The organism is Marinobacter sp. UBA5687 (assembly GCF_002420325.1).
GTDB lineage: Bacteria > Pseudomonadota > Gammaproteobacteria > Pseudomonadales > Oleiphilaceae > Marinobacter > Marinobacter nauticus.
Genome location: NZ_DIHV01000050.1, coordinates 1 through 4304, shown reverse-complemented (window position 1 = coordinate 4304; position 4304 = coordinate 1). Strand labels below are relative to the sequence as shown.

The window sequence follows — 4304 nt, the reverse complement described above, 5'->3', positions numbered from 1 at the left end:
CGCCATCAACACGAGCCCGCCACCTGCGGTTACGAACAGGCCCTGGAGGGCAAACTTGCGCGCTTCGGTATCTTCATGGTTGAAGCCGATCAGCATGTAGGAGGTGATGCTGGTCAGTTCCCAGAACACAAAAAAGGTAATGAGGTTGTCCGAGAGTACCAGCCCGAGCATCGAGGCCATGAACGACAACATGATGACGTAGAACCTTGCCAGGTCTTTGTGGCCTTTAAGATAGGAGCCTGCATAGATCAGAATGAAGGTGCCGATGCCGCTGATCAGAAGGGCGAACACCAGGGACAGGCCATCAACCATGAAGTCCAGGGTAATCCCGAGGCCTGGCATCCAGGGCGTTTCAAGCAGGAGCTTTTCACCACCACGGATCGCGGGAATCAGGCTGGCGAAGTAGGCGGTGAGGGAGGCGGGGAGAAGAGCCAGTACCCAGCCGATGTAACTGCCTGCCAAACGATATAGCGCCGGTACCGCGACCGCCAGCATAAAACCGGATAGCACAGCCAGTAACATCATGGGAGAGGACTCCTTAAAGACCTGACTTTACGGGTATTGAAATATATCGGTGCCGGTAGCCTTTTGATTTATACGATTGTTTTGAACAAAAGGCTCACTGAGCCCTTGAATGAAAAGGGCTTATTGATCCCAGGTCTGACCGCGAGTTTTCTCAGAGGTTCTGACTTCCAGGTGCATGGCGGCCTTTGCCAGGAAGTTGGCACTGATGGGCGCCGTCATGAACAGGAACGCCGTGATCAGGATTTCCTCTATCCCGATGCCTCGCCCAAGCGTGCTGAAGTAGATCACGGAGCTGATCACGATAGCGCCAACGCCAACCGTGGTGGCTTTGGTAGGGCCGTGTAGCCGGGTGTAGAAATCCGGCAGTCGAGCCAGACCAATGGCACCGATGAGAGTAAAAACGCCACCGATAATCAGCATGGCGGAAATGGCGTATTCAGCGAAGGTGCTCATAGGGTGTCCTCCGGGTTATTCAATGACGCTGCCGCGCTTGAGGTATTTGGCCATGGCGACGGTTCCAACAAATCCCATAACCGCAATCAGCAGCGCAGACTCAAGGTACATGCGTGTTTTTAGCGTGATGCCCAACAGAATGATCAATGCGATGGCGTTAATGTAGAGGGTGTCCAGCGCCAGTATCCGGTCCGGCGCATCCGGGCCCTTGATCAGGCGGTACACGTTCAGCAAGGCGGCCAGCGTGACCATGGCAATGGTGATGTAGAGCGCGGTTAGCATCATTGGAACATCTCCAGCAAAGGCTTTTCGTACCGGTTCCGGATGGTGTCGATGACTTCCTGCTCGTCCTCGGCGTCCAGGGCATGAATCAGCAGCAGTGTGTTGTCATCGCTCACATCCGCGCTAACGGTGCCCGGCGTCAGGGAAATGGTGCTGGCTAGAATGCTGATAGCCAGCGGATCCTTGAGTTCCAGGGTGTAGCAGATGAACATCGGGCGTGGTTCGCGAGGGCTCAGTATCAGCCTTGCCACATCAACGCTGGCGACCACAATGTCCCACAGAACCCGCAACAGGTAGGCGGGTGTCTTCCAGGCCTTGAGCAAGGTGGGTGGATCTGGCCAGAAACCCTGGGTCATCAGGGGGATTATCCAGGCCAGGATCAGCCCAAGAACAATACTGCCGCCACTGATGCCGTCACTCAGAAACTGCCACATGACGAACAGGGTCAGGCTCAGCCAGGGGTGGGGAAACCTCAGTCGATCAAGCATCAGTCATCCTCCCCGACCATAGGCATCTGCAGGATTTCGATATAGGCATTGTTATTGTGTAGCTGTTCGGCCGTTGCATCGGTATAGCGTGTTATTGGACCGGCAAACACGACCAGGACGATCGCCAGTGCGGTGAGCGCGCCTGCTGCTACAGAAATCCGACCATTCAATGGGTCCGGCTTTTCCAGGTGGCCGTCGACGGTTCGCCAGAAAACAATACTGCCGGCCCGACTGTAGGCAATGATTGTGAGGAAGCTGCCAACCAGCAGCACTGACCAGAGCCAGGCCATTTCGAAACCGGGCTCAACGGACTGTAGAATCAGCAGCTTGCCAATGAAGCCGCTGAGCGGAGGCAACCCGGCGGCGGCAACGGCACCGATCAGAAACAGCACGCTCAGGAAGGTGCGGTTATGCATCCTGGGCGCGGTGATGATGCGATCGTTCGCGCTGCCGCGCTGATTGGCTATCAGTTCCGATACAAGGAACAGGCCGCCGACGGTCCAGGTCGTGCTGAGCATATAGAACAGGGCGGCAGACAGGCCGGCTTCGGAGCCCAGAGAGATGGGAGCCAGCAGGGTACCCACGGATATGATTACCTGCCAGGCCACAAGCGTCTTCAGGCTACCAGAGCCCAGAGCGCCTATGACGCCCATGGCCAGGGTGGCCAGAGCGATCGGGAACAACCAGTCCATGCCGAGATTGGCGAGCTCACCGGCTTCGTCGCCAAACACCAGCGGGTACACCCGCAGGATGGCGTAGATGCCCACCTTGGTCATGACCGCAAACAGAGCCGCAACGGGCGCCGTGGCTTTGGAGTAGGCACGGGGCAGCCAGAAACACAGCGGCAGAATGGCGGCCTTCAGGCCAAAGACTACCAGCAGCATCATGCCGCCGGCCTTGACGATATTCAGGCTTTCACCGGTTACCTGGGGAACCTTGACCGCAAGGTCTGCCATATTCAGGGTGCCGGTGACGCTGTAGATCATGCCCACACTGATCAGGAATATCGCCGAGCCGATCAGGTTGAGAACCACGTAGTGGAGGCCAGGTACAGTCCTTATGGTGCCTCCACCATGCATCAGCAAGCCGTAGGAGGCGATCAGAAGCACCTCGAAGGCAACGAAAAGGTTGAACAGGTCACCGGTCAGGAAGGCGATGTTGAGGCCCATCAACTGGAACAGGAACAGGGCGTGGAACTGTCGGTTACCCTCATCGGCGCCGCCGATGGCATAGAGGTGACAGAACAGGGCCAGAACAGAGGTCATGACCAGCATCAGCGCGGCCAGCCGGTCCAGAACCAGGACAATCCCGAACGGCGGCTGCCAGTTGCCAAAAGCATAAATGCGGTAACTGCCGTCGTTTGCCAGCACCAGAAGGACTATGGCCGAGACCAGGATCAGCACGGTGGTTGCCAGTGCCAGGGTTCGGCGCAGCGTGATGGGGGCATAGCCCATCAGTGCCTGCAGAATGCCGCCAAGCAGAGGAATCAGAATCGGAGCGGTAAGCCAATGGTTCATTTACCGGTTACCTCCTCGTCTTCCTGCTCCGGTGCTGGCGATTTATAGGGTTGCTTGCCATCAACATGGTCATCTTCGTTATCCGCAAGGTTTCGTAGCGACATCACCACCACAAAGGCTGTCATGGCGAAGCCAATCACGATGGCCGTTAAAACCAGCGCCTGCGGCAGTGGGTCGGCATAGCTTTCCGCAGTGCCGATAATCGGTTGCTTGCCGGTAGCCAGCCGGCCAGTGGAGAACAGGAAAAGGTTTACCCCGTAAGACAGGAGTGTCAGGCCAACCACCACGGGGAACGTGCGCGCCCGCAGCAGCAGATAAACGCCGGAGGCGGTCAGGGCACCAATCACCAATGCATAGACAAGTTCCATTACGCGCCCTCCCTCTTACTCTTGATGGCCGAATGCGGCGATATGCGGCCAATGGTCACCAGCGCCAACAGGGTGGCCCCGATTACCGTGAGATAAACACCCAGGTCGAAGACCAGTGCTGAGGCTACCTCGAACTTGCCGACTACCGGCCAGGTGATATAGCCGAATGTTGAGGTCAGGAACGGATAGCCGAAGGCCAGGCTGGCCGCGCCGGCAATGGTTGCGAACAACAGGCCCAGGCCAATGACGTTGTGATATTTGAACGGAATCCGGTCCTGGGTCCAGTTCAGGCCACTGGCAATGTACTGGAGGATCAGGGCTATCGAGGTGATCAGACCCGCGATAAATCCGCCGCCGGGCAGGTTGTGGCCACGCAGGAAGATGAATGCCGACACCATCAGGGACAGCGGCAACAGTGGCCGGGCAATCAAGCGCAGCATTAACGGGTAGGCATCCCGTGACCAGGCATGGCCTTCGCCATCACTGGGTGGTGGCGTCAGCGGCGTATTTTTCAGCAGCGCGTAAATGCCCAGGGCAGCAATCGCCAGAACGGTGATTTCGCCCAGGGTATCAAAGCCCCGGAAGTCCACCAGGATGACGTTGACCACGTTGGTGCCGCCACCGCCCGGTTTGCTGTTCTCAAGGAAGAAATCGGAAATCGAACTGAACGG

7 protein-coding genes are annotated in these 4304 nt (G+C 57.5%); all 7 read right to left on the bottom strand.

The genetic code is table 11. The features are described from left to right. Positions 1-525 (bottom strand): proton-conducting transporter membrane subunit (locus tag B3Y70_RS05190; RefSeq protein ID WP_288589326.1); only part of this gene is annotated, 525 nt, incomplete at its 3' end. A 120-nt stretch (positions 526-645) separates the two neighbouring features. Continuing rightward, the gene (locus B3Y70_RS05185) at positions 646-978 is read right to left on the bottom strand and encodes a Na+/H+ antiporter subunit G (RefSeq protein WP_121207188.1); all 333 of its coding nucleotides are present in this window, start codon (positions 976-978) and stop codon (positions 646-648) included. Between the two features lie 15 nt (positions 979-993). After that, positions 994-1263, bottom strand: coding sequence for a K+/H+ antiporter subunit F (locus tag B3Y70_RS05180; RefSeq protein WP_011786297.1), 270 nt, complete (start codon positions 1261-1263; stop codon positions 994-996). Beyond that, positions 1260-1748: a Na+/H+ antiporter subunit E gene (locus tag B3Y70_RS05175; protein ID WP_023009135.1), complete on the bottom strand. Its 489-nt coding sequence runs from the start codon at positions 1746-1748 to the stop codon at positions 1260-1262. The genes B3Y70_RS05180 and B3Y70_RS05175 overlap by 4 nt, the downstream gene beginning before the upstream one ends. Next, complete coding sequence (locus tag B3Y70_RS05170) at positions 1748-3265, bottom strand: monovalent cation/H+ antiporter subunit D (protein WP_011786295.1); 1518 nt, start codon at positions 3263-3265, stop codon at positions 1748-1750. The genes B3Y70_RS05175 and B3Y70_RS05170 overlap by 1 nt, the downstream gene beginning before the upstream one ends. Further along, positions 3262-3633, bottom strand: a complete 372-nt coding sequence (locus B3Y70_RS05165; protein ID WP_011786294.1) for a Na+/H+ antiporter subunit C — start codon at positions 3631-3633, stop codon at positions 3262-3264. The genes B3Y70_RS05170 and B3Y70_RS05165 overlap by 4 nt, the downstream gene beginning before the upstream one ends. Beyond that, a partial coding sequence (gene mbhE, locus B3Y70_RS05160) for a hydrogen gas-evolving membrane-bound hydrogenase subunit E (RefSeq protein WP_288589323.1) occupies positions 3633-4304 on the bottom strand: 672 nt, incomplete at its 5' end. The genes mbhE and B3Y70_RS05165, both read right to left, overlap by 1 nt.

What these genes read in the sequence shown, in the direction of transcription:
- B3Y70_RS05185 (WP_121207188.1), bottom strand. Translation starts at nt 978, where the DNA reads ATGAGCACCTTCGCTGAATACGCCATTTCCGCCATGCTGATTATCGGT.
- B3Y70_RS05180 (WP_011786297.1), bottom strand. Translation starts at nt 1,263, where the DNA reads ATGATGCTAACCGCGCTCTACATCACCATTGCCATGGTCACGCTGGCC.
- B3Y70_RS05175 (WP_023009135.1), bottom strand. Translation starts at nt 1,748, where the DNA reads ATGCTTGATCGACTGAGGTTTCCCCACCCCTGGCTGAGCCTGACCCTG.
- B3Y70_RS05170 (WP_011786295.1), bottom strand. Translation starts at nt 3,265, where the DNA reads ATGAACCATTGGCTTACCGCTCCGATTCTGATTCCTCTGCTTGGCGGC.
- B3Y70_RS05165 (WP_011786294.1), bottom strand. Translation starts at nt 3,633, where the DNA reads ATGGAACTTGTCTATGCATTGGTGATTGGTGCCCTGACCGCCTCCGGC.